Annotated in this window: 22 protein-coding genes and 1 pseudogene; 12 read left to right on the forward strand and 11 right to left on the reverse strand. The window is 70.6% G+C overall.

Annotation, left to right across the window (positions count from 1 at the left end; all coding sequences use genetic code 11):
• The first annotated feature begins 23 nt into the window (after nucleotides 1-23).
• From ACLQ28_RS28770 to ACLQ28_RS28790, 5 genes are all read left to right on the forward strand, one after another.
• Entirely contained in the window at nucleotides 24-950 is a 927-nt protein-coding gene (locus tag ACLQ28_RS28770) for a hypothetical protein (RefSeq protein WP_425689388.1), read from the forward strand.
• The gene (locus ACLQ28_RS28775) at nucleotides 947-1,387 is read left to right on the forward strand and encodes an ABA4-like family protein (protein WP_425689389.1); all 441 of its coding nucleotides are present in this window, start codon (nucleotides 947-949) and stop codon (nucleotides 1,385-1,387) included. Before ACLQ28_RS28770 ends, ACLQ28_RS28775 begins: the two co-directional genes overlap by 4 nt.
• A gap of 9 nt (nucleotides 1,388-1,396) precedes the next feature.
• Entirely contained in the window at nucleotides 1,397-2,647 is a 1,251-nt protein-coding gene (locus tag ACLQ28_RS28780) for a sensor histidine kinase (RefSeq protein WP_425689390.1), read from the forward strand.
• Nucleotides 2,644-3,270: a response regulator transcription factor gene (locus ACLQ28_RS28785; RefSeq protein ID WP_425689391.1), complete on the forward strand. Its 627-nt coding sequence runs from the start codon at nucleotides 2,644-2,646 to the stop codon at nucleotides 3,268-3,270. The genes ACLQ28_RS28780 and ACLQ28_RS28785 overlap by 4 nt, the downstream gene beginning before the upstream one ends.
• A 110-nt stretch (nucleotides 3,271-3,380) precedes the next feature.
• Complete coding sequence (locus ACLQ28_RS28790) at nucleotides 3,381-4,346, forward strand: helix-turn-helix domain-containing protein (RefSeq protein ID WP_425689392.1); 966 nt, start codon at nucleotides 3,381-3,383, stop codon at nucleotides 4,344-4,346.
• 52 nt (nucleotides 4,347-4,398) lie between these two features.
• On the opposite strand, the gene ACLQ28_RS28795 is transcribed toward ACLQ28_RS28790, so the two are convergent.
• Nucleotides 4,399-8,265: a S8 family serine peptidase gene (locus tag ACLQ28_RS28795; RefSeq protein WP_425689393.1), complete on the reverse strand. Its 3,867-nt coding sequence runs from the start codon at nucleotides 8,263-8,265 to the stop codon at nucleotides 4,399-4,401.
• Between the two features lie 199 nt (nucleotides 8,266-8,464).
• Nucleotides 8,465-9,181, reverse strand: a complete 717-nt coding sequence (locus ACLQ28_RS28800; RefSeq protein ID WP_425689394.1) for a YoaK family protein — start codon at nucleotides 9,179-9,181, stop codon at nucleotides 8,465-8,467.
• Nucleotides 9,182-9,250: 69 nt separating this feature from the next.
• Here ACLQ28_RS28800 and ACLQ28_RS28805 point away from each other — a divergent pair, with 69 nt between their 5' ends.
• A complete protein-coding gene (locus tag ACLQ28_RS28805) occupies nucleotides 9,251-9,931 on the forward strand; it encodes a GntR family transcriptional regulator (protein WP_425689395.1) in 681 nt (226 codons plus the stop codon).
• Here the strand turns inward: ACLQ28_RS28805 and ACLQ28_RS28810 are convergent.
• Genes ACLQ28_RS28810 through ACLQ28_RS28835 form a run of 6 tightly spaced genes read right to left on the reverse strand, consistent with a single transcriptional unit; the run spans nucleotide 9,928 to nucleotide 17,240 of the window.
• Nucleotides 9,928-11,718: a gamma-glutamyltransferase family protein gene (locus tag ACLQ28_RS28810; RefSeq protein ID WP_425689396.1), complete on the reverse strand. Its 1,791-nt coding sequence runs from the start codon at nucleotides 11,716-11,718 to the stop codon at nucleotides 9,928-9,930. The two genes, ACLQ28_RS28805 and ACLQ28_RS28810, sit on opposite strands and share 4 nt — an antisense overlap.
• Nucleotides 11,715-12,716: an ABC transporter ATP-binding protein gene (locus ACLQ28_RS28815; protein ID WP_425689397.1), complete on the reverse strand. Its 1,002-nt coding sequence runs from the start codon at nucleotides 12,714-12,716 to the stop codon at nucleotides 11,715-11,717. Before ACLQ28_RS28815 ends, ACLQ28_RS28810 begins: the two co-directional genes overlap by 4 nt.
• Nucleotides 12,713-13,720 carry an ABC transporter ATP-binding protein gene (locus ACLQ28_RS28820; protein WP_425689398.1) on the reverse strand — a complete coding sequence of 336 codons (1,008 nt, stop codon included), beginning with the start codon at nucleotides 13,718-13,720 and terminating at the stop codon, nucleotides 12,713-12,715. Before ACLQ28_RS28820 ends, ACLQ28_RS28815 begins: the two co-directional genes overlap by 4 nt.
• A complete protein-coding gene (locus tag ACLQ28_RS28825) occupies nucleotides 13,717-14,604 on the reverse strand; it encodes an ABC transporter permease (protein ID WP_425689399.1) in 888 nt (295 codons plus the stop codon). The genes ACLQ28_RS28820 and ACLQ28_RS28825 overlap by 4 nt, the downstream gene beginning before the upstream one ends.
• Complete coding sequence (locus ACLQ28_RS28830) at nucleotides 14,601-15,557, reverse strand: ABC transporter permease (RefSeq protein ID WP_425689400.1); 957 nt, start codon at nucleotides 15,555-15,557, stop codon at nucleotides 14,601-14,603. Before ACLQ28_RS28830 ends, ACLQ28_RS28825 begins: the two co-directional genes overlap by 4 nt.
• A gap of 6 nt (nucleotides 15,558-15,563) precedes the next feature.
• A complete protein-coding gene (locus ACLQ28_RS28835) occupies nucleotides 15,564-17,240 on the reverse strand; it encodes an ABC transporter substrate-binding protein (RefSeq protein WP_425689401.1) in 1,677 nt (558 codons plus the stop codon).
• Between the two features lie 92 nt (nucleotides 17,241-17,332).
• Between ACLQ28_RS28835 and ACLQ28_RS28840 the strand changes: the two are divergent.
• Nucleotides 17,333-17,897 (forward strand): annotated as a pseudogene (locus tag ACLQ28_RS28840) (DUF4865 family protein).
• A 20-nt stretch (nucleotides 17,898-17,917) separates the two neighbouring features.
• Here the strand turns inward: ACLQ28_RS28840 and ACLQ28_RS28845 are convergent.
• Nucleotides 17,918-18,502 (reverse strand): TetR family transcriptional regulator, encoded by a 585-nt coding sequence (locus ACLQ28_RS28845; protein ID WP_425689402.1) that lies wholly within the window; start codon nucleotides 18,500-18,502, stop codon nucleotides 17,918-17,920.
• Between the two features lie 66 nt (nucleotides 18,503-18,568).
• On the opposite strand from ACLQ28_RS28845, the gene ACLQ28_RS28850 reads away from it, so the two are divergent.
• On the forward strand, nucleotides 18,569-19,264 hold the full coding sequence (locus ACLQ28_RS28850) for an NAD(P)-dependent oxidoreductase (protein ID WP_425689403.1): 696 nt from the start codon (nucleotides 18,569-18,571) through the stop codon (nucleotides 19,262-19,264).
• A gap of 200 nt (nucleotides 19,265-19,464) precedes the next feature.
• Here the strand turns inward: ACLQ28_RS28850 and ACLQ28_RS28855 are convergent, their stop codons facing one another.
• Together ACLQ28_RS28855 and ACLQ28_RS28860 are read right to left on the reverse strand one after the other, a co-directional pair.
• Nucleotides 19,465-21,249: an alpha/beta hydrolase gene (locus tag ACLQ28_RS28855; protein WP_425689404.1), complete on the reverse strand. Its 1,785-nt coding sequence runs from the start codon at nucleotides 21,247-21,249 to the stop codon at nucleotides 19,465-19,467.
• Between the two features lie 112 nt (nucleotides 21,250-21,361).
• Nucleotides 21,362-22,348 carry a LuxR C-terminal-related transcriptional regulator gene (locus tag ACLQ28_RS28860; protein ID WP_425689405.1) on the reverse strand — a complete coding sequence of 329 codons (987 nt, stop codon included), beginning with the start codon at nucleotides 22,346-22,348 and terminating at the stop codon, nucleotides 21,362-21,364.
• 129 nt (nucleotides 22,349-22,477) lie between these two features.
• On the opposite strand from ACLQ28_RS28860, the gene ACLQ28_RS28865 reads away from it, so the two are divergent.
• From ACLQ28_RS28865 to ACLQ28_RS28880, 4 genes are read left to right on the forward strand one after another with little or no spacing between them, the layout of a single operon-like run.
• Nucleotides 22,478-22,876, forward strand: a complete 399-nt coding sequence (locus tag ACLQ28_RS28865) for a YbaB/EbfC family DNA-binding protein (protein WP_425689406.1) — start codon at nucleotides 22,478-22,480, stop codon at nucleotides 22,874-22,876.
• Nucleotides 22,863-23,183, forward strand: coding sequence for a type VII secretion target (locus tag ACLQ28_RS28870; RefSeq protein WP_425689407.1), 321 nt, complete (start codon nucleotides 22,863-22,865; stop codon nucleotides 23,181-23,183). Before ACLQ28_RS28865 ends, ACLQ28_RS28870 begins: the two co-directional genes overlap by 14 nt.
• Complete coding sequence (locus ACLQ28_RS28875) at nucleotides 23,180-24,325, forward strand: WXG100 family type VII secretion target (RefSeq protein WP_425689408.1); 1,146 nt, start codon at nucleotides 23,180-23,182, stop codon at nucleotides 24,323-24,325. The genes ACLQ28_RS28870 and ACLQ28_RS28875 overlap by 4 nt, the downstream gene beginning before the upstream one ends.
• On the forward strand, nucleotides 24,325-24,609 hold the full coding sequence (locus tag ACLQ28_RS28880) for a hypothetical protein (RefSeq protein WP_425689409.1): 285 nt from the start codon (nucleotides 24,325-24,327) through the stop codon (nucleotides 24,607-24,609). The genes ACLQ28_RS28875 and ACLQ28_RS28880 overlap by 1 nt, the downstream gene beginning before the upstream one ends.
• Nucleotides 24,610-24,611: the final 2 nt, after the last annotated feature.

Genomic DNA, 24,611 nt, shown 5'->3' on the forward strand with positions numbered 1-24,611 from the left:
GCAGGACCACGAGCATCTACGACATGACAATCGACCTGCGCCGAGCGGCGCACTGGCACCGCCCACTGATGATTTTCGTGTCCGCGATGGCGGTGCTCACCGTCATCTCCGCGATCGGCATCCTCGTCGACTCGCGCGTCCTCACCGGGTCGCCAATCTGGCTCAAGCCGTTCAAATTCGCCATCTCCTTCGTGCTGTACGGCACGACCCTCGCCTGGATGCTCTCCCTGCTGCCGCGCCGCAGCCGGGTCGCGGAGTGGGCGGGTACGGTCATCGTCGCGATGGCGGTGATCGAGATGGTGGTGATCGTTGGGCAGGTGCTCCGTGGGCAGACCAGCCACTTCAACGGGACCAGCCCACTGAACGCGGCGCTCTTCACGGCGATGGGTACGGCGATCATGGTGCTGTTCGTCGCGCACCTCGTCCTCGGAATCGTGGTGCTGATCCGACGGATCCCCGACGGGGTCGCCGCCCGCGCGGTCGGGTGGGGGCTCGGTCTGTCGCTGCTGGGCATGCTGGCGGCGGTGCCGATGGTGCTGCCGATGCAGGATTCGGGGATCGACGGGATCTCCGGGGCGCACGCGGTCGGCGTGGTCGACGGCGGGCCGGGGCTGCCGTTGCTCGGCTGGAGCACCACCGGCGGGGACCTGCGGATCGGGCATTTCGTCGGGCTGCACGCCCTGCAGGCGCTGCCGATCCTGGCGATCCTGCTGACCCGGTTCGCGACCCGGCTGGACGAGCGCACCCGGGCACGACTGGTGGTCGTGGCGGGCGCGGCGTACGGCGTACTCACGGTGTTGTTGACCTGGCAGGCACTGCGCGGACAGCCGCTGCTGCGCCCGGACGGGCTCACGATGGCCGCCGTCGTGGCCCTGGTGGTCACGACCGCGACCGCCGCCGGCCTGGTGCTGGCTCGCCGGCGCGCACCGGAACTGGCGCTGGCCGCATGACCGGCGCACTGTTCACCCTGACGTTCGCGGTGGCCGCGCCGTTCTGGGCGCTGATGATCCTGCTGCCCCGATGGTCGTGGACCGCCCGGATCATCTCGTCGCCGCTGATCGTGCTGCCGGCCGTGGCGATCTACGCGCTGCTGGTGATCCCGGCGTTCGGCGACGTGCTGCCGGCCGTGACGTCGCCGACCCTGGGCGGGGTACGCGACCTGCTCGGCACCTCCAACGGCGCAGCCGCGGCCTGGGCGCACATGGTCGCGTTCGATCTGTTCGTCGGGCGGTGGGCGTGGCTGGACAGCCGGGAACGGGGGGTACCGGCGCTGGTCATGGCTCCGGTGCTGGTGCTGACCATCCTGCTCGGCCCGCTCGGCCTGGCCGCCTACCTCGCGGTTCGAAGCCGCTGGTCCCGGGACGTGCCCCCGGGCCGCAGGGCCTAGGCTGACCTCGTGAAATGGGCGGGGAGGCTGTTCGACGCACGGGACACGCTCGTGCGGACGGTGCTGCTCGACCTCAGCGGCCTGTGCTACCTGACCGTCGGCACCCACGCCGGTCTGCCGCCGACGGCCACGCAGTGGGTCCTCGCGGTGGTCGCGTTCGCCCTCACGCTGGTGTTGCACCGTCGGCCGCTGGCCAACCTGGCCGTGCAGGCCGGGCTGCTGGCGGTCGCGATCCCCCTTGTCGACGACCTCACGATCAACCAGGTCGGTGCCAGCTGGGCCCTGCTCGAGGTAACCATGCGGGCGCGCCGAGCACGCACCATCTGGCTCGCCGCCGGGCTGCTGGCCGTGGCCGACCTGACCGACTCGATCGGTGATTCGGTCGGCCGGTTCGCCTCGGGCGTCTTCGGGCTGACCCTGGAGGTCGGCGTGCCGCTGCTGCTCGGTCTGCTCATCCGGACCAACCGGGAGCTGGGCCGGCAGGCCGTGGAGCGGGCGAAGGCGGAGCAACGCCGGCACGAGTCGGAGAGCCGCGCCGCCCGCGCCGACGAACGCAGCGCCATCGCCCGCGAGCTGCACGACGTCGTCGCGCATCACGTGGCATCGATGGTCCTGCGGGTCGGTGTGGCCCGGCACGTGCTCACCGACCTGGACCCCCGGGTGGGCGAGGTGTTCGACGACGTGCACGGCACGGGGACCGCCGCGCTGGCCGAGATGCGCCGGCTGGTCGCGGTCCTGCGCGACCCCGACGGGGTACGCGGGGACGCGGCGCTGACCGCGATCGAGCCGTCCGCGCTCCCGGCGGCACTCGGCGCGGCGGTCGACCGGGCACGCCAGGCGGGAATCACCGTGGAGGCCGACATCGACCCGGCGGTCGGCTCACTCGACGCGGTACGCGGCCTGGCCGTGCTGCGACTGACCCAGGAGGCGCTGACCAACGTGGCCAAACACGCCGGGACGTCCGCGTTGGCGCACCTCGTGGTCGTCGTCCGCGACGGGGCGGTGCACTGGGAGGTCTCGGACAACGGGCACGGCGCGGTGCCGGCGGCGGTGCCGTTCGGAGGCGGGCACGGCATCACCGGCATGCGCGAGCGCGTCGAGGTCCTCGGCGGCCGGTTGGAGGCGGGCCGGGCGGGCGCCGGATGGCGGGTGCGCACCGTCCTCCCGGCCGTGGTTTCCGCAGCCGCCGCGACGCCGGCCGTGCCGGGGCCCCGGGAGCGCGAGACCCCGGCCGGTGCACCCGCGCCGGAGCCGGCGTGATCCGGGTGCTGCTGGTCGACGACCAGCACCTCATCCGAGCCGGGCTGCGCATGCTCTGTGACGCCCAGCCCGACGTGGAGGTCGTCGGGGAGGCCGACAACGGCCGCGAGGCGATCTCGCTCGCCGCGCGGCTCCTCCCGGACGTTGTCGTCATGGACCTGCGCATGCCCGGTGTCGACGGGATCACCGCGACCAGTCGGATCCTCGCCGAACGCCCCACCACCCGCATCCTGGTGCTGACCACGTTCGGCGACGACGACCACCTCTACCCGGCCCTGACGGCTGGAGCCTGCGGTTTCCTGCTCAAGGACGCGCCCCCGACCGAACTGTTGGACGGCATCCGCCGGGCCGCCGTCGGCGACAGCCCGTTCAGCCCGGAGGTGCTGCGACGCCTCGTACAGCGCGCGGTGCACGCCCGCCCCGAGACACCACGGCCGATGCAGGGCCTGACCGCCCGCGAACGGGATGTGCTGAACCTGGTCGCCGAGGGCCTGTCCAACACCGAGATCGCCGACCGGCTACACATCGGCGTCACCACGGTCAAGACCCACATCACCAGCCTGATGACCAAGACCGACAGCCCCAACCGGGTACGCCTGGCCCTGTTCGCCCGCAACGTCTGAAGCTCGCAACGCGCGGTCGTGCCCCTTGACGTGTCGGTGGGAGCGCTCCAAGATCAGCTGGAGCGGAGCCGCGCGCACGGCGGGCCGCCCGAGTTGGGTGTGGTGGTCTGTTGCTGGGCGCATTCGGTCTGACCGAGCTGGAGGAGAAGGTCTACCTGGAGCTGGTCCGTGGCCAGTCGGGGACAGCGACCGAGCTGGCACCACGGGTCGCGGCCACGGTGTCCGAGTTGGACCACGCGCTGGATGTCCTCGTGCGGGCCGGGCTGGTCCGCCTGGTCGCCGGCCGCGCCGGCGCCGCACCGCCGGACCTGGCCATCGAATCGCTGCTCAACCAGCGGATGCGCGAGCTTCAGGAGGCGCGAGTCGGCCTGTGGGACTGGCTGCGGCAGCAACGCCCGGCGGATCCGCTGGACCAGGACGTCCAACTGGTCGTCGGCGCGCCCGCGATCGGGCAGGCGTTCGACCAGTTCCTGCGCGGAGCGCAGGAAGAGGTGCTCGGCTTCGACCGCCCGCCCTACGCGGCCGTGCTACAGGACAACCCGACCGAGATCGAGATGCTCGGCCGGGGAGTCGCCTTCCGCGTCGTGTATGACCAGCGCGGGCTGGAACGGCCGGGCGCAACCGCCCACATCGGCCAATTCGTCGCCGCCGGTGAACAGGCACGGGTCGCCACGAACGTGCCCGGCAAACTCGCCGTCGCGGACCGCCGGGTGGCCCTGATCTCCTTCCCCACCCGGGACGACAGCAAAGAACCCTGGGCGCTCGTGGTGCGCGGCGCCACCTGGGTGGAGGTGCTCGTGGCGCTGTTCGGCGAGGTATGGGATCGAGCCACACCGCTCCGACTCGCCCCGGCCGGCGCTTCGGTCGACGACATCGAGCGGCAGAGCACACCCACCCCAACCGACCGGCAGATCCTGTCGCTGCTGATGACCGGGTTGCCGGACAAGGCCATCGCCTCCCAGTTGGGCATCTCCCTGCGTACGGTGCAACGGCGCCTGCGGCAGTTGATGGACACGACCGGCAGCGCCACCCGGATGCAGCTCGGGTGGTTCATCGCCCACAACGACTGGCTCTGAACCCGGACGTGGGGGCCTGCCGACCCGGCGAGGCGTCGGCAGGCCCCGTGCCTCACTTCGTGACCGTCACCGACACGGTGATCGGTGTGGACGCGTCCTTCGCACCGTTGTTGGTGACCAGCAGCGTGGCGACGTACGTGCCGGGCGCCAGACCAGTGGTGTCCACGGTGATGGTCAGGGCGTCCTTCGCCCCCGGCTGCACCTCACCGGAGGTTCCGGCGGACAGCCACGACACCTCGCTGTACGCCGGGAGTGACCCGTCGACGTGGTAGACCTTGCTGCCGTACGGCCGGCGGGTCGCGGCAGCGAGCACCCACAGGTTGCCCTGCTCGTCCAGGTCGAGACCGGCGCCGCTGAGCGGGTTCGGGTCGGGGTCCGGCACCGAGGCGAGCGCCTGGCAGGTGGCCGGGTCGAGCGCCCAGATCGACTCCTTGGCGTCCTGGTTGATGCCCCACAACACGTTCTGTTCCTCGTTGAGGGCCAGGCCGGCGATCCACGGAACGGGCGGGGTGCACTCCCCCAGCACCGATCCGGGCTGCGGGTGGGACAGCCCGGCGAGGTGCCGGATGCCGCTACCGCTGCTGAGGTAGAAGGTGTCGTCCGAGGCGCGGTAGGCGAGCCCGTAGTAGAGCTTGCCGGCCCACGGCCCGGTGATGGTCTCCTTCACCTCCAGGGTGTCCGGGTCGAAGCACACGATCGGCATGTCCCCGCTGAGCGCCATCTTCGGCGCGCACATCAGGTCCCGACTCGGCACGTACGCCATGTCCGAGGGCCACCCGTCGATCAGCAGCACGCCCTTGCCGGTCGACCGGCCGTCGGTGTTGAAGCGCTGCATGTCCCCGAACAGGTACGAGTTGGAGACGATCAACTCGCCGTTGCGGTAGCCGATGCCGAACGCGTTGTACATCTCCTTGACCGGGAACGAGCTGAGCTGCCGGCCGGGGATTCCGGTCGGTGGCGTGGGCGAGTTGATTTCCCGGGCCAACCAGGTGGCCGGCAGGTCGCCCCGGTTGGTGAGGTTCACCGTCGCGGTCCGGGTCACCCCGGCCCGTGCGGTCAGCGAGACCGCGTTCCGGTTGGCGAGCAGCAGCGGCGTACGCAGCGCCAGGTCGCGCTTGACGACTGTCGCCTCGACCAGGTCGACGGTGCTCGCCGGCAGGTCGTAGCCCGGTTGCAGAGCGGTCACCGTGACCCGGCCGGCCGGCGCCTCCAACTGGTAGAAGCCGTCGGCGTCGGTGGTCGCGGTGATCGGCTGCGCGGCGTCCGGTGACTCGACCTGCACCGTCGCGCCGGCGAGCGGCTGGCGGTCGTTCGCGTCACTCACCGTGCCCCGCAACAGCGCACGGCCGGCCACCTGGAAGGTGATCGCGTCCGCCGCGTCGAGCATCTGCTCGTCCCGCGAGTAGGTCAGCGCGTCGCGGCCGGTGGCGTCCTCGATGCCGACAGTTGCCGAACCGCCGGCAGCCGCGGCGCCAGCGCCGAGCTCGCGGTACGCGATGGTGACGCGGCCGTTCTCGGCGAGTCGCACCTGGACGTCGACCCGGGTCTTCGGCGCGCTCTTGAGCGCGGCCCGAGACCAGCTCACGACGAACTGCCGGGCCGCACCGGTCCCGGACACCTTGGTACGCACCGTCGACGCGTGGTCCAGGACCAGGTCGTCCCAGAAGGCGTAGACGGCTGGCGCGGAGACCGCCGGCGCGGGCAGCGGCCCGTTGTCGCCGACCGAGGTGGTCGCGTCGGTGCCGAAGGTCAGGTAACCATCGGTGTGCACCGTGAGCCGGCGGTAGGTGCTGCCGTAGAACGTCATCGCGAACGGCAGGTCGACGCCCCGGCTCGCGGTGTCGCCGGTGAGGGGCAGCACGCTCCCGCCGTCGACCCAACCGGCGGCGGCGGTGCCGGCCTGGTAGCCGTGCCGGTCGGCCTTCGCGGCGAGCGCCACGTCGACAGTCTCCGGCCCGTTCACGGTCAGCGCCACCGTCTTTTGTGCCAGCCACCGGCCGTAGTCGACGAGCAGGTCGTAGTCGGCCTCGGGCAGCATCCCCGTGTAGTGGCCGTCGGCGTCGGTGACGAACCCCGGGAACGTCTCGCCTGCGAGCGTCAACCGGGCGCCCACGACGGGCTTGCCCGCCGGGTCGGTGACCCGGCCCTGGACCGCCTGCCACGGTGCGGCTTCGGACAGGTCCAGAGTCAGGTTGGTCGTGCCGCTGCTCGACACGGTGATGGCCTGACGTACGGTCCGCCGGGCGAAGAACGACGCGGTCAGCGTGTACTCCCCGGCCGGAACCCGACCCAGCTGGACCGTGCCGCGCGCGTCGGTGCGGGCAGCGCGGGTGACCAGAGCCGACGTCAGAGTGATCTTGGCCCCGGACAGCGCGAGCCCGTTCATGTTCGCGTGCACCACGACGCCGCCGAGCTGCTCCGTCGAGGCCTGGGTCACCAGGTCGTACGCGTCGAGCCGGCCCTCGCCGTAGACGTTGTTGTCGGCCGGGGTGCCACCGCACTGCAGGTCGTTGACGTCGTGCGCGGTGCGGTCCAGCAGCTCGCGGGTGGTCGCCAGGTCGCGGCGCAGGTTCGGCACCGCCGACCAGGCCAGGGCGACCGCGCCGGCGACGTGCGGAGCGGCCATCGAGGTGCCGTCGCTCATGCCCCAGTCACTGCCCGGCACGGAGGAGAGGATGCCCACCCCGGGGGCGGTGACGTCCGGCCGTACCGCGTCCTCACGGCCCGGCCCACGGCTGGAGAATTCAGCGATCACACCGGTGGCGTCGGTCGCGCCGACGGCGTACGCCAGCGGGTTGGTGGCCGGGTGGCCCGCCGAGCCGCACGGCTCGGGCATCTGGGTCGCCTCGTTGCCGACCGCGAAGACGGGGAAGATGCCGGCGGCGACCCAGGAGTCGATGATCGTGTCGTAGAAGGTCGGGTCGCCGTCGTGGCCACCCCAGGAGTTGTTGATGATGTCCGGCGCGAGGTCCGGGCGTGGGTTCTCGCCATTGTGGTCGGTCGGGGCGAGCATCCACTGACCGGCGGCAAGCAGTGCGCTGTTGCTGCAGTAGTTGGCCTCGCAGCCCTTGGCCGCGATCCAGGTGGCACCGGGGGCCACGCCGCTGATCCGCCCGTCACCGTCGTCGCCGACCATCGTGCCGACGGTGTGGGTGCCGTGCCCGAAGTTGTCACAGGGCGTCGAGGGCAGGCAGATCCCGGTCGGGTCGTACCAGTTGTAGTCGTGGCTGAAGGTGCCGTCGCCGTCGTTGCCACGGTACTGGCGGACCAGCGCCGGGTGGTCGTACTGGACCCCGGAGTCGACGCTGCCGACGACGATGCCCTCGCCGCGGGTGCCGTACTCGCGCCAGACCTTGTCGGCGCCGATCGAGGTGAGGTTCCACGGCAGCTGAGGACTGTCGGCGGCCGCGCCCGCGGTGCGCACCGGCTCGGCCAGCTTGGTCCCGCCGATCGAGGTGATCCGCGCGACCTCCGCCCGACCAGCCAGTTCGGTCACCAGGTTCAGGTCACCGGTGACCTCGATGATGTTCGCGATCCAGTACGGGGTGAAGTCCGCGTGCCGGTTGCGCAGCAGGGTGCGCAGGCCGCGCTGGGTCTTCTCGGCGTGCGCCAGCTTGGTCTCGTAGACCCGCTTGGTGCGGGCGACCCGCCCGGCCCGGCCACCGGCGGCCCGTTCGACCCGGTCCAGGTCGCTCTGGTTGAGCGTGGCCTCGTCGGTCAGCTCCACGAAGAAGCTGGCGTTGGTGCCAGCGCGGGCCGAACCGAGCACGCGCGGGTCCACCTTGCGCAGTGGATCGACCGCACCAACGGTGGGCGCGGGCGCGGCCACGGCCGCACCCGTGGGCAGTGCGAGCACGATGGCCAACGCGGCACCGACGGCGCCCATGGCTCGACGTGTCCGCTGTCTGGGTCTGAGCATGAAGAACGTCCCTCCCTAGGGCGGTCGCCCGGGGAAGGCCGACACCGCCGTCGCCGATTCTCAGGCGACGGACTTCCGGTTGAAACGCATGATCGCTGGCGGAGCACGGACATGGCGGGTCTCCGCCATCCCGCGTTGGCCCCGCCGACATCGGCACGCCACCACAACAGTCAGGCCCGCCTGCGCGCGGCCACGGCAGTCAGGCCCGCATTCGCGCGGACACCACGATGACGAGCACCAGCGGCACGATCATCAGCGCCGGGGCGACGACCGGCAGGTGCAGGGCGACCAGGGCGCCGACCGCCGCGCCAACCATCAGGGCCAGCAACACCTGAGCCTTGGGGCGCAGGCTGCCCCACGGGCTGCGTGCGGCGACGCCGGCGATCAGGCTCGTGAGCGTGCCGGTCAGGTACGTGGAGGACAGGCCTGCCACCCCGAACCGTTGGATCGCACTGCTCTGCACGCCCAGCGCCGCCGCGGAGAGCATCAGCAGCGCGAGATGGACATGCGCGTCGGGGGTGCCGAGCGTGACCTCCCAGACGACGAGGAACACGACGAAGACCAGCAGCTCCAGGACCAGCGCCCAGGTGACCCGCCGTGGCCAGACCGGATCGCCCGGCTGTGCCGGGCCGGCGACGCGGGCGCCCGCGAGGACGCCGACGATGAAGCTGACGATGGCGCAGCCCGACGTCAGCGCGAGCTCGGCGTCACCTCGGCCCGCCGAGAGTCCGAGCAGGACCATGTTGCCGGTCATGACGCTGGAGAAGGCACCGCCGAGGGAGAGGAACCCGACGGCGTCGGCACTCCCGGTCAGGAAGGTGAGGACGACCACGAGGGCGTGCCGCCGCCGTAGGAGGTGCTGGTCCTCCCGGGCTGGGACGTGGGGGCGGGTGACGCGAGGCACTGTGCTCGACACTGTCGGCTATCCTCCAGAGATTGTTCTTCGTATACACGAAGCTCGGACACGTTACGGAGAGGCGCCCAGGTGGCTGAAGACTTGCGGGACAAGCTCGGCGCGCAACACCTGCCGCTACGCGATCAGGTCCTCGCCGCGCTGCGAACCGCCATCATCGACGGCGACTACCTTCCCGGCGAACGGCTCACCGAGGACCGGCTGGCCGAGGACTTCGGGGTCTCCCGCAACCCTGTTCGGGAGGCCCTGCGCGTCGCGGAGGCGGAGGGTTTCGTCGTGATCCTCCCCCGCCGGGGAGCGGTCGTCGCCTCCCCCAGCAGCGGAACCATCGCCGACATGTTCGCCGTCCGCGAGCGCCTGGAGGCGCTGGCCGCCCGGCTGGCGGCCGAGCGGGCGACCGCGGCGGACGTCGCGGCCCTACGTGCTCTGCTCGACGAGGGCCGCGAGGCGACGCAGCGGCAGGACCTGGCCCGGGTCGCCGAGCTGAACAGCGCGTTGCACCTGCGCATCCTCCAGATCAGTGGCAACCCCTGGCTGTCGTCGATCGCCAAGTCGCTCTACCTCCATGTGCAGTGGGTCTTTCGGCTGGGGGCGGCGGAACGCGCGCCGCACTCGTGGGCCGAGCACATCCAGCTCGTCGACGCCATCGAGTCAGGCGACGGTGACCGCGCCGAGCGGGCCGCACTCGACCATCTCGACGCGGCGTCCGCGGCGGCGTACGAGAACGCCGAGGGTGGCTACGGCGCGCACTAACGGCCGCACGCGTAGCCCTGCATCCCCCGCGGGTTCGCGCCGGCCGCGAGCACACCCGTCGCCGGGTCGCGGGTCACGGCGCAGAGCCGACCGAGGCTCCACGCGTCGGAGACCCGCACCTCGTGCCCGTACGCCCGCAGGGTTGCCAGCACGTCGTCGTCGATCCGATCCTCCACCACCAGGACGCCGGGTTCCATGTCCCGTGGATAGAACGACCCCGGCAGGCTGAGCGTGTGCCAGGCCGGCGCGTCGATGGCCTCCTGAACGGGCTGACCGCCGACGAGATGCCGGAGCAGGAACGGCAACTGCCACTGGTCCTGCTGATCGCCGCCGGGTGTACCGCATGCCAGCACCGGCTCCCCGTCGCGGTGCACCATCGTCGGGCTCAGCGTCGTACGCGGTCGACGGCCCGGTGCCAACGACGACGGGAGCCCCTCCTCCAGCCAGAACATCTGCAGCCGACTGCCCAGCGGGAAACCGAGCTCTGGAATCGTGGGTGAGCTCTGCAACCAACCGCCACTCGGGGTCGCGGAGATCATGTTGCCCCAGCGGTCGACCACGTCCACGTGACAGGTGTCGCCTCGGGTCACCCCGTCCGACTGGACAGTCGGCTCCCCCGTGGTGGGGTCCGTCGGGTCGGTGCGACGCCCCGCACCGGGTTGGACGTGGGCCGGCAGCCGTGGCTGCGCCCCGTCGGGACGCCCCGGCCGTAGCTCCGCCGACGCGCGGTCGCCGATCAGGGCCGCCCGCTCCCGCGCGTACTCCCGGGAGAGCAGCGCCTTGGCGGGCACGTCGGTGCCGTCGCCGTACCAGGCCTCCCGGTCGGCGAAGGCGAGCTTCAACGCCTCGACCTGGGCGTGGACGCCCGCTGCGGTCCCCGCGTCGTACGCGCCGGGGTCGTCGAGCGCGTCAAGGGCCGCCAGTGCCTCCAGCAACACCGGGCCCTGCCCCCAGAAGCCGGTCTTCGCCACCGAGTAGCCCTGCCAGTCGAGGGTGGTGGGCGCCTCCCAGGTCGCCGAGTACGCGGCGAGGTCGTCGCCGGTCACGAGCCCCGCGTTCGGGCGCCCACTGGAGTCGCGGAACGGCTGTCGGCTGAACTTGTCGATCGCCTCGGCGACGAAACCCGTGCTCCAGGCCCGTCGCGCGGCCTCGATCTGTGCCTCGCGGTCGGCACCGGCCGCCTGCCCGGCCTCGACCAGCCTGCTCAGCGTGCGCGCGTACACCGGGTTGGCGAACATCTCCCCGGCGGCCGGTGGACGGCCGCTGCGCAGCCAGAGCGCGGCGGAGGTGGGCCAGTGTTCCTCGAACAACGACCGCACTGCCGCGACGGTGTCACCGACGCGGCCCAACAGTGGGTGGCCGGCGCCGGCGTAGCCGATCGCCGGCTCCAGCACCTCGGCGAGGGTGAGCGTGCCGTGCTCGCGCAGCAGCAGGAGCCAGGCGTCCACGGCGCCGGGTACGGCCGCCGCGAGCGGACCGGCCCCGGGGATGAGGTCCATCCCGAGGGACCGGAAGTGCGCGATGGTGGCACCGGCCGGCGCCGGCCCCTGACCGCACAGCACCTTCGGCCTCGGGTCCTGTGCGGTGGCCACGATGGCCGGCACCTCGCCACCCGGCCCGTTCAGGTGCGGTTCGACGACGTGCAGGACGAACCCGGCGGTGACCGCGGCGTCGAAGGCGTTGCCCCCGCGTTCGAGGATGCCCATCGCCGCCTGGCTGGCGAGCCAGTGCGTCGAGGACACCATGCCGAAGGTGCCCTGCAGCGTGGGTCTGGTAGTGAACGTCATGACAACACCTCACTCGGGTCTGTGGTGCGAACGTCGGGGCCGGTGCCGTCCGGCTGGACCAGGTGGCAGGCGGCCATGCCGTCGCCGATCGGAATCTGCGCCGGCACTTCCGTCGCGCACCTGTCGAACGCGAGCGGACACCGGGTACGGAACCGGCAACCGGACGGCGGGTCGAGCGCGGACGGCAGGTCGTCGCCGAGCAGCACCGGCTGACGCTGCCGTTGCCGCACCGGGTCGGCCACCGGCGCGGCTGACAGCAGTGCCTGCGTGTACGGGTGGGCGGGCCGGGCGAAGATCCGCTCACGGGTGCCCTTCTCGACGAGTTGACCCAGGTACATGACGGCGATGTCGTCGGCCAGGTATTCCACCGCGGACAGGTCGTGGGTGATGAAGAGGCAGGCGAACCCGATGTCGCGTTGCAGGTCGGCGAGAAGGTTGAGCACCGACGCCTGCACGGACACGTCGAGCGCGCTTGTCGGTTCGTCGGCGATGAGCAGCATGGGTTCGGAGATCAGTGCTCGGGCGATGCTGACCCGTTGGCGTTGCCCGCCGGACAGTTCGTGGGGATAGCGACGCGCCACCTCGGCCCGCAGGCCCACCCGCTCGAGCTGCCCAGCGACGCGGGCCTCCCGCTCGCGCCGTGAGATCCGTTTGCCGGCCAGCCGCAGCGGCTCGGCCACGATCTCGCCGACAAGCATCCGCGGGTCCAGCGACGCGGCCGGGTCCTGGAAGACGATCGACACCGCACCACGATGGGGGCGCAGCCGCCGTCGGGACAGATGGGTGACGTCCGTACCGGCGATCTGGACCGTGCCCGCGGTCGGTTCGACGAGCCGCACCACGCATCGACCCACTGTCGACTTCCCGGAACCGCTCTCCCCCACCAGGGCCGTGACCCGGCCCCTCGGGATCGTGAGGGACACCCCGTCCACGGCGCGGACCGGGCCGAAGTGCATCACCAGGTCCTCGATCTCCAGGGCGTTGGGCTGCGGCGTCATCGGTTCGCCTCCTGGTGTGCCATCGAGCAGGGGTGCCAACAGGCCGCGAGGTGGTCGGTGCCACCGCGCCCCTCCAGGGGTGGTGCGGAGTCGCGGCACTGGGCGTCGGCGGCCGGGCAGCGATCCGCGAACGTGCACGCGTCGGGCTGGGACGACAGGACGGGCACCAGCCCGGGGATCTCCGTCAACCGATCCGTGCCGGCGTGCCGGCCCGGCTGCGGCGACGCGGACAGCAGCCCGGCCGTGTAATGGTGCTGCGGGTGCGCGAACAGGTCGTTGACCGGTGCCCGCTCCACCACCCGCCCGGCGTACATGACGACGACGCGGTCCGCGATGTCGGCGATCACGCCGAGGTCGTGCGTGATGATGAGGACGGTCGTGCCGAGCCGGTCGCGCAGGTCCCGCAGCACCTGGAGGATGCCGGCCTGGACCGTGACGTCCAGTGCGGTGGTGGGTTCGTCGGCCACCAGCACCTTCGGGCCGCAGGCCACCGCCATCGCGATCATCACGCGCTGGCGCATGCCGCCGGAGAGCTGATGCGGATAGGCGTCGACGCGAAGGGCCGCGGACGGGATCCCGACCAGCGTCAGCAACTCGATGGCGCGAGCCCGCGCGGCCCGTCGGGACATCCGCTCGTGGACCTGGAGCACCTCCCCGATCTGACGCCCCACGGTGAGCACCGGGTTCAAAGACGTCATCGGCTCCTGGAAGATGTAGGCGATCTCCTGGCCGCGTACCCGCCGCAGCGCCGACTCGCGGGCACCGACCAGCTCGGTGCCGTCGAGGCGTACCGAGCCGGTGATCCGGGCGCTGCCCGGCAGCAGACCGGCGATGCTCATCGCGGTGACGCTCTTGCCGCACCCGGACTCGCCCACCATCCCGACGATCTCCCCGGGGGCGAGATCCAGGCTGACGCCGTCGACCGCCGAGACGGTGCCGGTCTCGGTCGGAAACGACACCGAGAGGTCGCGGATCTCCAGCACGGGCGCGGAGACGGTGCTCATCGTCGGTCTCCCTTCGGGTCGAGGGCATCGCGGAGGGCATCGCCGAAGACGTTGAACGCCAGCGCCAGACCCATGATCACGACACCGGGCAGGACCGCGGCCCACGGTGCTCGGGCGGCGAACTGTTGGGCGGTGGCCAGCATGGTGCCCAGGCTGGGTGCCGGGGGTTGGATGCCGAGCCCGAGGAACGACAGCACCGCCTCACCGAGGATCGCGGCCGGGATGGCGACCGTGGCCTGCACCAGGATCACCGACGTCGCGTTCGGCAGGATGTGCCGGGCCAGCACCCACAGGTCGCTGGCCCCGTCCACGACGGCCGCCGCGACGAAGTCCAATGACTTGAGGCGCAACGTGTCCGAGCGGACGACCCGGATCACCCCGGGGATCTGGGCGATGCCGATGGCCACGGCGGCGTTGCCCAGGCTGGCCCCTCGGATGGCTGCCAGCCCCACCGCCATGATCAGGAACGGGAACGCGAGCAGCAGGTCGGTGAAGCGCGAGATCACGGCGTCCCAGGCCCGGAAGTAACCGGCCGCGAGCCCGAGCGGCACACCGAGGACCAGGGAGGTGGCCACCGCCAGGAGCCCCACCTGCAGCGATGCCCGCGCGCCGAGCATGATGCGGGAGAGGACATCCCGACCGAGGTCGTCGGTGCCGAGCACGTGCCCGGAGGTGCCGGGGGGTGCGAACGTACGGGCGAAGTCGGTCTGGTCGACGGAGTAGGGCGCGATCCACGGCGAGAGCAGCGCGATGACCGCCGCGAGTGCCAGCACGACGAAGCTCACGACGGCGAGCGGGTTGCGGCGCAACCGCCGCAGCACACGCGTTCGTCGGGTGATGCTGGCGGCTGCGGTCTCCGCCATCGGTACGGTGAGGACGGTCATGCCGGATCTCCCGTCACTCGGATTCGTGGGTCGATGACCGAGTAGAGCAGGTCAACGAAGAAGTTGATCACGATGTACGCGGTCGCGGTGAGCAGGACGACGGCCTGGATCACCGGGTAGTCCCGCTGGAACACCGCGTCGATGGTCATCTTGCCGAAGCCCGGGAGCCCGAAGATCTGTTCGGTGACGACCGCGCCCGAGATCAGACCGCCGAGTTGCAGGCCCACGACGGTCACCACCACGATGAGGCTGTTCCGCAGCGCGTGTCGGGTGATGACGGCACGCGGCCGCAGGCCCTTCGCCTTCGCCGTCCGCACGTAGTCGGAGGACAGTGAATCCAGCATCGCTGAACGGGTCTGCCGCATGATGATCGCGGCGAGGCCTGTCCCGAGGATCACGGCCGGCAGGACGATGTGGTGCAGGTTGTCCACGGGATCCTCCAGGATCGGCACGAAGCCGGAGGCGGGGAACAGGCCGGTCGCCACGGAGAGGTAGAGGATCGCGAGCAGCCCGAGCCAGAAGTGCGGCACCGACAGGCCGATCAGGGCCAGGCCGTTGGCGAGCCACTCCGCCGGGCGCCCGCGACGGACCGCCGCGAGCACACCGGCGCCAACCCCGAGCGCCGCGGCGATGAGAATCGCCAGTACGGACAGCTCGACGGTCACCGGCAGGGCGGTCGTGAGCATCGACGAGACCGGCGTACCGGTGCGGATCGACACCCCGAAGTCGCCCTGCACCAGGCGTTCCACGTAATGCCCGAACTGGACCGGCAGTGGCTGGTCCAGCCCGTAGTGCCGACGGATGGCCTCCAGCGCCTCCGGCGACCGGTCCTCCCCGGCCAGCGCGAGGGCCGGGTCACCGGGGAGCGCCCGCACACCGACGAACACCACGATCGTCGACATCAACAGAGTCAGCGCCGACTGCCAGGCGCGAGTGAGGAGATACCGGGCCACGGTGACCTACTTGGCGAAGCCAGCGAAGGCCGCCCGGATCACACCGTCCGGGAAGACCTGCAGGCCCTGGATCTGCTTGCTCACGGCGGTCAGGTTCCGCTGCCGGTAGAGGTAGATCAGCGCGTCGTCCTGCTGGAGCAGCGTTACCGCCTGCCCGTACAGCTTCTTGCGCTCTTCGATGTCGCCGGCCTGGCGGGCCTGGGTCAGCAGGGTGTCGAGCTGGGGGTTGCTGTAGCCGGAGACGTTCTGGCTGGCGCTGGTGCCGACGAAGTTCGTGATGTTGGCGTCCGGGTCGATCCGTCCGCTCCAACCCAGCTGCAGCAGCTCGAAGTTGCCGCGATCCTGCTCGTCGAGGAGCGACGAGTATTCCACCGGGTTGATCTTGAGGTCGAAACCGCCGTCCTTGAGCATGGACTGCAGCGCCTGCGCCAGGCGCAGCGTGTCGGGCGTGTTCGAGGCGAGCATCGTCACCGTGTACGGCGTCTGCACACCCGCCTCGGCGAGCAACTGCTTGGCCTTGGCGGGGTCGTGCGCCGGGCAGTTCTGCGCCTCGGGCGACGAGAACGAGCTCGCTGGTGAGATCGGCGAGCAGGCGACGGCGTGCTCACCGTTGAAGACGGCGTCGACAAGCGCCTTGCGGTCGATGGCGTGCTCGAAGGCCTGCCGTACCTTCGCGTTCTGGGCCAGCGGGCGGTTGATGGGCTTGGGCGCGGTGCCGACGCCGTCGACGTTGCCGATGTTGATCGTGAGGCCCTGGTAGCCGAGGGACTGCGACTGCAGCACGGAGACCGACGCGTCCTGCCGCAGGGCGACGACGTCCTGGGTGGAGACGGTGTCGGCGACCTGCACGTCGCCGGAGCGCAGGTTGGCGGCGCGGATGCTCGCGTCGCTGAGAATGCGCCACGTGATGGCGTCGAGGTGGACCGCGCTCGCCTCGTAGTAGTTCGGGTCCTTGACGACCTCGATCGAGTTCTGTGGCACCCGCTTGGCGAACTTGAAGGGGCCGACGCAGACCGGTGCCGAGGCGAAGTCGTCGCCCAGCTTCTGCAGCGCCTGCGCACTCATGATCATGCCGGCCCGGTCGGCGAGAGCGCCGAGCAGGGGCGCGAACGGCTGCTTAAGTTTGAGCACGACGGTCTGCGCGTCAGGGGCGTCGACGCTGTCGATGGGGCCGAGCTCGCTCTTGCGCGCCGACCGGGCGTTGGTGAGGTGTCGCTGCAGGGTGGCCTTCACCGCGGCGGAATCGAACGGCGTCCCGTCCGCGAAGCGCACGCCCTGACGCAGTGGGATGGTCACCGTCCGGCCGTCACTGCTCGTGGTGGGCAGGGCGGTCGCGAGCTGCGGTACGACCTGCGCCTTCTCGTCGACGTCGTAGAGCTTCTGGCACATCGCCTGGAAGACGTAGCGGGAGTAGAGGCTTCGCGACAGTGTCGGGTCCAGCGCGTCGGGCTCCGCGGAGAGGGCGATGACGAGCTCGCCGCCCTGCTTGACGGCAGCGGGGTCGGCCGGCGTACCGAAGGAATCCTGGCCTGCCGCCTGGTTGCCGCCGGACGGGGCGCCATCCCCGTTGTTCGACACCGGTGAGCAGGCAACGACCGTGCAGACAACAGCAGCCGCCGCCACAGCGACCCGGAGGACACGACGGCGGGGCAGGCTCGTTGCGCTGACGGAGAGGTTCGTCATGGAGAGCTCCTCGAGTGGGCGATCCGGGGAGCGTATGTTGTATACGATGACCGCCGCAAGACCTCCGAGCCTGGCTTTCGAGCGCCCCGGCCATGCCTATTGTGGATGTCTTCGCGCGGATCGCCACCCCGTCCGGCGGGCTGGGCCTGAAGGCATACGTCATCCGCGAACGGGGCAGCAACGGCTCGCCGGTGAACCACTACGCTCCCATCTATCTGTGGAACGACACGGCCTCCATGGCCCAGTTCCTGGTTGGCGGGAGCGGTTTTCAGGGCATCATTCGTGACTTCGGCCGCCCGATCGTGCATCACTGGACTGGCCTAGCCAGCGTGGCCGGTCCCACCCGCGCCGAGGCCCCGAGGGCCGCCTCACGCCGGCTCACCCCGCTGCCGGCCGACCCCGACCACGAGGCCACCGGGCTGGGCCTGACTGCCCGGATCGAGCAGGAAATTGCGGAGCTGACAACGCTGGCGAAGCGGGACGGTGTGCACTGCCGCCCTCGCCATCGACCCTCGGCACTGGGAGCTGCTGAGGTTCGTGCTGTGGGCAGACGCCGTTCCGCAGGACGAGGACGCCACCGAGCAGTACGAGGTGCTGCACCTGTCCGCCCCGGGCCTGGCCGGACTGCCACACGGCCAACACTGGCAGGACCTCTGACGCGATCTTGCACGTAGGAGTCAGGCGCGGCGGGGTCGACCGTGCAGGGCGGCCCGCAACGCCGGCCCGAAGAGCTGCCGAACGTCGGCCGGGGACAGCCCGCCAATCGAACGGATCGGGTTCAGGTACCGCGTGAAGATCAGCCCACCCAGCACACCGACCGCCGCGGTGGCACGTCGCGTCGCGTCGGGTCCGCCGAGAAATTCAGCAATGCGGAGGCGTAACTCACCGTCCAGGTAGTCACGCAGGGCGCGCATCGTGTCGTCGTCCTGCATCGCCATCCGATTCTCGGCGGGCACGCTGGCGTCCCACAGGTCGGTGACCGAGTCGAGCAGACGGTCGGCCAAGCCGGCCTGGTCACCCCGCAGGGCACGGTCGAGCGCGGTGGGCTCGACGCACAGCAGGTTGAGCGACTGGCTGAAGAGGCCCTGCTTGGAGCCGAAGTGGTAGCTGATGAGCGCCGAGTCGACACCTGCGGCAGCGGCGATCGCCCGGACCGTCGTGCCCGGATAACCGTGCTTCGGGAACAGCTCGCGGGCGGCCTCGGCGATGCGGGCCTTGGTATCGGGATTGCCCCGGGGCCGACCTCGGGTTTTATTCAACACGGTTGAATAATGCCCCTCCTCGGTGCCACGGTCAACGCCATCAACCCCGCAACGAGGAGCGAGCACATGCGAACTGTCGTCTTCGGCGCCACCGGACCCACCGGCCGCCAGATCACCGAGCAGGCCCTGGCCGCCGGCCACGAGGTCGTCGCCGTCACCCGCCGCCCGCACAACATCCAGACCCGCCACGGCCTCACCGTGGTCAGCGCCGACGTCGCGGACCCGGACGCCGTCGATCGGGCCGTGGCTGGCAGCGATGCGGTCCTGTCCAGCCTGGGCGTCCCGCTCACCCCGAAGCCGATCACCGTGTATTCAACGGGCAACGCGAACATCCTGGCCGCGATGCACCGCCATGGAGTGAAGCGCCTGGTCACCGTCAGCTCCAGCGTCATGGATCCCACCTGGAGACCGACCGGCGAGTTCTTCTTCAACAACGTGATGGATCCGCTGTTCAACCGCAAGATGGGCCGCACCGCGCACGAGGACATGCGGCGCATGGAGTCCCTCGTACGCGCCAGCGACCTGGACTGGACCATCGCCCGGCCGTCCGGGCTGTTCGACCACCCGACCGTCACGCGCTACCAGGTGGCAGAGGACGTCGCGGACGGACTGTTCACGGCACGCGCGGATCTGGCGGCGAGCATGGTGGCGCAGCTGACCGACGACCGGTTCGTCCAGCGGGCGATGGCGGTCATCACCACCGAGGTCAGGCCGAGCATCGCGGGTCTGATCTGGCGCGAGGCCGTCACGAAGAAGAAGTGACTGTCCCGCCGCCCGGCGGTTGGTCCCCGACACCGGAAACCCGGCTCGGTGCCCAACCGCCAGGCTCACGCCCACTGCGGGTCTTGCTCTCGGCGGCGTCTGCTCTGCGGCGCGGCAGAGGTTGGCGCGCGACACCGAAGCGCATCAGGGGCCTCGATGGAGTGTGCGGGCGGCCGGCACCGCCCGCACACCACGGCCACCTACTCCGGGTACGAAGGGCCCGGCTCGGTACGCAGCATCCGCTTGAGCATGCGGTTCGCCGCCCGCATGTCGTCGGTGACCAGGTTGGTGCGCACCGTCCCCTTGCCGGTCAACTTGCCGCCCACCTCGAAGACGGCCGTCTCGCCAGGAAGTGGCACCGCCTGGCACCCGGTGTACGTCTCGGCGGGCAGCCGACCGTCCAGCAGGTAGGCGTACACCGGGTCGTCCACGCACGGCGTGTAGTACGGGAAGACCCCGTGGCTGCCCTCGTTGTCGACGCTGATCATCGAAACACCGGGCAGCTTCTTCGACGCCGCCAACGCACCCTCGTACGCCGTGGCGACGTCGAGTTCGTCCTGCAGCATCAACACCTTGGGGAACGTCTTCTTGTCGAACTTCGGCATCCGGTTGCTCGTCGGCCAGTACGCACAGGCCGGCGGGTTCTGCAGGAACGGGGCGACCAGCGGGGCGTCGCGGGTCAGGCGACGGCTGAACGCGTTCCAGTGCGCGATGCTGTCGTTCCACTGCCCGTCCTGGCAGCGGATCACCTCGAAGACATAGTCGATGTCGTACGTGTACTCCTCGGTGCCCTGAGGCAGCTGGACCTGGCCCGGGTGGGTCTTGAGGGCCGCCTCGGCGGTGACCCGCGACTGCTCGATGTACGCCCGGTCGTCGGCGGTGATCCCCGGTGCGGCGAGCATCTTCGTCGTCGCCGCGCTGAGAATCTGCTCGGGCGTCCAGCCGTTCCACTCCTCGTAGTACTGGATCACCGTGTTCACCGCTGCCGCGGCGGCCGGATAGTTCTGGGTGTCGTAGAGGGCGCCAAGGATGAAGTACCCGAACATGAACGGCCCCATGCCGATCCGGGTGCCGCCGGCCCGCTCGAACATCTCCCGGATCGCCATCGGGTCGGTGCCGCGGCCGTACAGGTCGTCGTGACGAGCCATGTACGGCAGCAACTGCTCCTGGAACGCCCGGTCACGGGTGAACGGTTGCAGGTCCCAGGTCTCCTGCAGAGTGGGCGAGCCGACTGCGGCCACCGAGTCGAGCACCATCCGGTTGGTGCGGCTCGGGAACGTCGCGGCATACCAGGTGCCCAGCCAGGTGCCGTACGAGTAGCCGAGGTAGTTGAGCTTCCGCTCCCCCAGCAGCACCCGGATGAAGTCCAGGTCGTAGGTGGTCTGCTCGGTGGTGATGTACTTCGTCAGCTCGGTGCTACGACAGCCGGCAACATTGGCCTGGGTGATCTGGTCATTGGTGACGTCGGTGTCGCGATAGGTGACCGAGCAGAGCAACGGGGTGCTCTGGCCGACGCCACGAGGGTCGAAGCCGATCACGTCGTAGTGCTCGGCGAGGGTCGGCGCGGACCGCGCCACGTACGGTGCCAGGGACAGTCCGCTGCCGCCGGGTCCGCCCGGGTTGACCATCAGGATGCCCTTGCGGTCGCCGCCGGAAGCGACGGTACGGCTGATCCGGACCTGGATCGTCTTTCCGTCGCGCGGCTTGTGCCAGTCACGCGGCACCGTGACCGTCGCACAGCTCAGCCGCAGTTGCGCCTCGTCCTCGGGGCTGACATCGGCCAACCCGCACGGCTCCCAGGAGGGCCGCTGGGTGGCCAGTGACGCGGCCAGGGCGGCGGTGTCCGGCTCGGCGGCCGTGGCCGCCGCGGCCGGAGTCACGGCCGCACCACTGCTCAGGACGGCCGCGACCAGTGTCGCGGCGAGGAAGGCGGCCGGCCGGCGCACGCGGTGTGAGCGGTGCGACCCGGTCGTGGGATGGGGCATCGGCCCGTCCTCTCATGGAGCGGATGATCGAATGGCCTTCACCCTGGACCAGGAGTGTTTCGCAGGTGTGGTCCCGCGTTGACGAAGACCAGCCATGGCAGGATCCCGCCAGTCACAGCCAGCCACGACGACTGGCCTGCACACCGAGCTGAAACCGGCTGCGCGCGCCGAGCAACTCCTGCAGGCGGCTGACCCGACGGTGCACCGTGCGGTTGCTGATGCCGAGGTCGCGGGCGATGGCCTCGTCGGTCAAGCCCGCGGTGAGCAGCGCGAGCAACCGCTGTGTGGCGGCGGTCGGTTCGGCGTCCGGTTCGGCGGTGTCGGCGGTGGCGTGGATCGGCGCACCGAGCCGCCAGAACACCTCGAACAACTCGGACAACCCGTCCAGCAGACGGGAGCCGTACACCAGCATCGCGTCGGCGTCGTCGCCGCCGGCACGCGGCAGGATGATGAGGCCACGATCGGCGTCGGTCAGCATCATCTTCAGCGGAAGCTCCGGGAAGACCCGCGCCTGCTCGCCGGCGGCGACAGCGGAACGCACCGCTGCCAGCATCGCCTCGTCGTGCAGCAGCTCGCCCTCGTAGACGCAGCGGTAGCGCAGGCCACGACTCAGCCCGTCGTACTGCACCTCCTCCGGGACCCGCGCGGTGTCGCGCAGGTACGGCCCACGCTCCAGACCCCGTACCTCGCTATGGGCACCGGTCTGCAACTGGCGGAACAGCTCGCGGGCGGCGTGCTTACCCTCGATGACCTCGACGAATGCGGCCCCCGTTCCGTGGACCGCCGTGTAGAGCCCGGACAGCGTCTCCGCCGTGGCACGGGCCCGGGCGGCCTCCATCTCCCGCTGCGCTGCCCAGCTCTCCAGCGCGTTACGCGGCGGCCGGACGTGCAGCACACCGGCCGTGTCGCGGTGCACCGCGCCGCTGGTCAGCAGCCCTGCGAGCGCCCGAGCCACCTGCGGTGACGCGGTGGACAGGAACTCCCGCTGCGCTACGGGCGCTGTTTTCAGAAGGTCGCGGTAGACGTCCGCGACGTCCGGCGTGAGCGGAAGCGATCCCAGCTCAAGCGCAGAGGCCACGCCGGAGGGCTCGGTCCGCATGCCCATGATCGTAAGGCGCGCGGGCCGGCGGCGGTCCACACGTCGGGGCCTGCACACATCGTCACCGGTTGATAGCGTCACGGTGATCTCACCGGCCTCGCCGGTAGTTGTCCCTTGGGGAGGGTCAACATGTGGGCGGACGAGGCTGCGCTCGACGCGGCGCAGCGCCGGCTCGACGAGTGGGAGTCGTCGCTCGCCGCACAGGCCGAGCGGGCGAAGATGCTGTCGGCGAGGATGCGGGGCCTGACCGGCACCGCCCGCAATGTCGACCGGACCGTCGAAGTCACCGTCGACTCAGCCGGCCTGCTGATCGACCTTCGGCTCGACGAGCGCACCCGGCAACAATCCGCGGCAGGCACCGCCCGGCAGATCCTGGAGACCACCCGGGCCGCACACGCCGACCTGCTCCGGCAGGTCAGTGCAGCAGCAGTGGAGTCTCTCGGTGACGGCGCAAGCGCGCAGGCCGTCATCGGCTCCTACCGCAGTCGGCTGAGCCACGCCGAGGGATCAAGCGGTGCCTCCCGCTGACGGCATCCAGGTCGACCCGGACGACCTGACCGCCCACGCCGTACGCCTCGATCGCTGCGCCGGCAGCCTCGACACCGCTCGGCAGGCTGGCCAGCACGTCCGGTTGGGCGCCGACGCCTACGGCCAACTCTGCGCGATGATGCCGGTGCTGCTCGACGGCCTGCAGCGCACCCTCGTCGACGGCGTCGGCGCGGCCGCCGACTCCGCGCGGGACACCGCCGGAAGGCTCCGGCTCAGCGCGGATCGCTACCGGGGCTCCGACGCCCGCGCCAGCCACCTGCTCGATCAGACACGGCAGCGGCGGTGACGACGAACCCGCTCATCGCCACCGCGTCCGACACCCCACCCAGCGCGTGGGCCGGCGTCTGGATCTGCGAGGACATCGAACTCATCGCGCAGGGCGTGCGCAACGGCAGTTGGATCGACGGCAGCCTCGGTGTCGTCAGCGCCGGCCTCGACGCCCTCGCCTTCGTCTCCGACCCGGTCGGCGCCCTCCTCCAATACGGGATCGCCTGGCTCATCGAACACGTCAAGCCGCTCAGCGAGGCGTTGGACTGGCTCGCCGGCGACCCCGCGCAGATCACCGCACATGCCCAGACCTGGCGCAACGTCGCGGGTTCCCTCCGCGAGGAAACCACCACTCTTGCTCGCGCCGTCCGCAACGACGTCGGCAGTTGGGGCGGCAGTACGGCGTCCGCCTACCGGGCCTGGTCCGCCGAGCAGCAGCAGGCCATCACCGGCCTCGCCCAGGGCGCCGACACCATGGCCGCGATCACCGAAGGCACCGCCGGCCTGGTGGCCGCCGTCCGGCTCCTGGTCCGCGACGCCATCGCCACCTGCGTGTCCCGCCTCATCGTGTACGCGGGCGAACTCGTCATCACCGCCGGACTGGCCACACCACTGGTCGTCGAACAGGTCACAACACTTGTCGCGTCCTGGGGTGCACGCATCGCACGACTGCTACGCGGACTGCTGACCAGCCTGCGCCGACTCATCCCCGAGATCCGCCGACTCGGCGACCTCATCGAAAAACTCAAGCAGGCACTGGGACGGCTTCGACACCCGGGGGCAAACGCTGACGCCCTCAGCAGAGTTCGCGGCAGAGGGACCGGACCCCGGATGCCAATGAACCTGGAATCGGTAACGAGCATTGCTTCCAAGTACGGAATCGACATCTCGGATCTCCGGCTCACCATCAACAACCGTGTCTCTGGGTTGTGTGGACTGACGAAGCCTGATGAGTCGGTCATGCTCTGTCGAGAGGCCTTCCGCAGCGAAGAGGACCTGGCCCGTACGCTCGAGCATGAGCGATTCCACGTCGCCGAACTCCGCCAGGGGCACCCCTACCCGGCCACCCGGCACGAGATCGACGCATACGAGGATCGGGCCTATGGGCATGAGGAACAGTGGTGGACCAACCATCCGGTCCGGCCGGAAGGAGCGCGCTGATGGCCACGTTCGATGAATGGCTGACGGCATACGACGTCGTCTACCTGGCGTTGCCGTCGACGTCAGAACTCGCCTGCCCAAACTGCGGTCACCGAACCCTACGGATCGTCTTCACGGCACGGCCTGGCGCCGAAAACGGCTACGTGTCGTTCTGGTGCGACACCTGCCTGGAGGGCATCTACGTCTCCCGAGCACCAATTCCAGTCGGAGTCACCGCCCGATCGATGGACGAGCCGACCGAGGAACGCAACCGAGGCATCCCCGACTACCGCCTCGTGACCTAACG

Origin of the sequence: Micromonospora sp. DT201 (assembly GCF_049841575.1) — a bacterium.
Classification (GTDB): domain Bacteria; phylum Actinomycetota; class Actinomycetes; order Mycobacteriales; family Micromonosporaceae; genus Micromonospora.